3 protein-coding genes are annotated in these 2977 nt (G+C 71.1%); all 3 read left to right on the forward strand.

The window, feature by feature from the left end; all coding sequences use genetic code 11:
* A partial coding sequence (locus BZL64_RS33660) for a hypothetical protein (RefSeq protein ID WP_107430394.1) occupies positions 1–794 on the forward strand: 794 nt, incomplete at its 5' end.
* 125 nt (positions 795–919) lie between these two features.
* Positions 920–1288, forward strand: a complete 369-nt coding sequence (locus BZL64_RS33665) for a hypothetical protein (protein WP_086772893.1) — start codon at positions 920–922, stop codon at positions 1286–1288.
* Between the two features lie 140 nt (positions 1289–1428).
* Positions 1429–2977: NADPH-dependent 2,4-dienoyl-CoA reductase (locus BZL64_RS33670; protein WP_086772894.1), on the forward strand; the 1549-nt coding region annotated here is incomplete at its 3' end.

Below are 2977 nucleotides of genomic sequence, written 5' to 3' on the forward strand. Positions count from 1 at the left end.
CCGCCCCGCCCGCCGCGGCGGCCGACACCTGGACCGAGGTCGGCTCCGACCGCGCCGACCCGCTGACCGAGAGCCAGGGACTGGCCTCGGTCGAGGTCCCGGCGAACAGCGCCAACCGCTACACGGGCATCGGGACGATCCCCTTCGGGGTGAGCACCCGCGGCTGGAACCACGTCGGCGACCCCGACGCCTCCTACGACGGCTACTACGTCGAGCCCTACCAGCGCGACTCGGGCACCTCGAAGATGTACCGCGTACAGGCGCCGGGCGGCGCCTGGTCGGAGTACGTGCACGCGCTCAGCCCCGGCGAGGCCCTCAACAACTCCTGGGTGGCCATCGCGCCGGGCGGCCAGTGGATGCTCACCGGCGAGTGGGGCACCATGACCCGGCTGATCGTCCTGCCGACCCCCGGAGTCAACCCCTCCACCTCGCCCTCGGCGAACCTGCCGCAGGCCTCCACCGTCCGCCTCGACCGCGCCGTGCGCGACGTCCAGGGCTGCGACTTCACCGGCCCGACCACCCTGCTGTGCTCCTCCGACGACCCCGCGGGCACCCTCTTCGGCATGACCAAGCCGCTGCTCCAGATCGACCTGTCGGCCGAACCGGGCGGCTCCGGCGACGTGAACGGCCGGGTCACCGCCCTGCGACAGCTGCCGCTGCGCAGCTCCTGCTCGGGCTCCTTCGAGACGGAGGGCATCGACTACGACCGCCGCACCGGCACCCTGCGGGTGATCGTCGTCTCGCCCGGCTTCTGCGTGCTGACGGACAGCAAGACCTACCGCTTCACGCGCTGACCTCCGTTTCCCGGGACGGGCGTCCAAGGGGTGCCCGCCCGGGAAAGTGGTGCTTTTCTTGGGATGTGGCGTGGTTCGCGGGGAACCCGCGACCTCGCGCCACCGCCACGAGAGGAGCGATCACGATGGACCGCGAGCGACCGCATCCGGAGTCCGTCACCCTCGAGATCAGCGATTGCAGCAAGGAGGACGCCCGGATCGTGTTCGACACGCTGTGCGCCTGCTTCGAGTCCGACCGCTGCGCCGAGGACGTGCCCGAACAGCTTCACGAGACCCGCCCGATGGTGTGGCTCGGCACCTTCGAGGTCAGCGACGTGCACGACTGCGCCCGCCCGGCCCCGCTGGCGTCGTCCGTCACGGCCGACGTCCAGGGCGGCTACTGGGCGATCGAGCGTTTCCGTACGACGCTGGACTCCGTCTTCCGGGTGAAGGATCTCTCCTCCGCCTCCGGCGACCAGGAGACGGAACTGCACCTGCTGCTCGAAAGCCGGTGACGGGCCGGTGCCGTGGTGCTGCCCCGCGGGGAGCGGTGACGTGACGAAGGCGACGTGGAGCCTATTGTGCAACTAGTTGCATAACCCGTGCGCGGTCCTCTACAACTACAGGGGCACGACACCGCGCACGGAGGGCCCCGATGAGCCGATACCCGCACCTGCTGAGCCCGCTCGACCTGGGCTTCACCACCCTGCCCAACCGCGTCCTCATGGGCTCGATGCACGTAGGCCTGGAAGAGGCCGAGGACGGCTTCGCGCGCATGGCCGAGTTCTACGCCGCCCGCGCACGCGGGGGAGTGGGCCTGATCGTCACCGGCGGCATCGCCCCCAACGACGAGGGACGGCCGGGTGTGGGCGGCGCGAAGCTCACCACGGACGCGGAGGCCGAGGAGCACCGGACGATCACCGAGGCCGTGCACCGCGAGGGCGGCCGGATCGCGATGCAGATCCTGCACTTCGGCCGCTACGCCTACCACACCGACCTGGTCGCGCCGAGCGCGCTGCAGGCACCGATCAGCCCGCACGTACCCCGCGAACTGACCGACGCCGAGGTCGAGCGGACCATCGACGACTACGCCCGCACCGCTCGCCTCGCCCGCCAGGCCGGCTACGACGGCGTCGAGATCATGGGCTCCGAGGGCTACCTCATCAACGAGTTCATCGCCCTGCAGACCAACCACCGCACCGACCGCTGGGGCGGCTCCTACGAGAACCGGATGTGGTTCCCCGTCGAGATCGTGCGGCGGGTGCGCGAGGCGGTCGGCGAGGACTTCATCGTCATCTACCGGCTGTCGATGCTCGACCTCGTCCCCGGCGGCTCCACGCTGGACGAGGTCGTCACCCTCGCCAAGGCCGTCGAGGCGGCCGGCGCCACCCTCATCAACACCGGCATCGGCTGGCACGAGGCCCGCATCCCCACCATCGCCACCTCCGTGCCCCGCGGCGCCTACACCTGGGTGACCAAGCGGCTGATGGGCGAGGTCTCCGTCCCGCTCATCACCACCAACCGCATCAACACCCCCGAGATCGCCGAGCGGTTGCTCGCCGACGGCAGCGCGGACATGGTGTCGATGGCCCGCCCGATGCTCGCCGACCCGGACTTCGTCGAAAAGGCAGCGGCCGGCACACCGGAGGCCATCAACACCTGCATCGGCTGCAACCAGGCCTGCCTCGACCACACCTTCAGCGGCAGGATCACCTCCTGCCTGGTCAACCCGCGCGCCTGCCACGAGACCCAGCTGGTGCTCACCCCCACCCGCCGCCGCAAGCGCGTCGCGGTCGTCGGCGCCGGACCCGCCGGACTCGCCTGCGCGGTCTCCGCGGCCGAACGCGGCCACGCCGTCACCCTGTTCGACGCCGCGGCGGAGATCGGCGGCCAGCTCAACGTGGCCCGCAAGGTCCCCGGCAAGCAGGAGTTCGACGAGACGCTGCGCTACTTCCGCCACCAGCTCGACGCCCACGGTGTCGACGTACGCCTCAACACCCGTGCGGCGGCCGGTGACCTGGCGGACTACGACGAGGTCGTCGTCGCCACCGGCGTCAGCCCGCGCACCCCCGACATCCCCGGCGTCGACCACTCGAGCGTCGTCGGCTACCTCGACGTCCTGCGCGACGGCGTCCCCGTCGGCGACCGGGTCGCGATCCTCGGCGCGGGCGGCATCGGCTTCGACGTCGCCGAGTTCCTCACCG

It is taken from the genome of Streptomyces bobili (assembly GCF_002154575.1).
Taxonomy (GTDB): Bacteria; Actinomycetota; Actinomycetes; order Streptomycetales; family Streptomycetaceae; genus Streptomyces; species Streptomyces bobili.

What these genes read in the sequence shown, in the direction of transcription:
- BZL64_RS33665 (WP_086772893.1), top strand. Translation starts at nt 920, where the DNA reads ATGGACCGCGAGCGACCGCATCCGGAGTCCGTCACCCTCGAGATCAGC.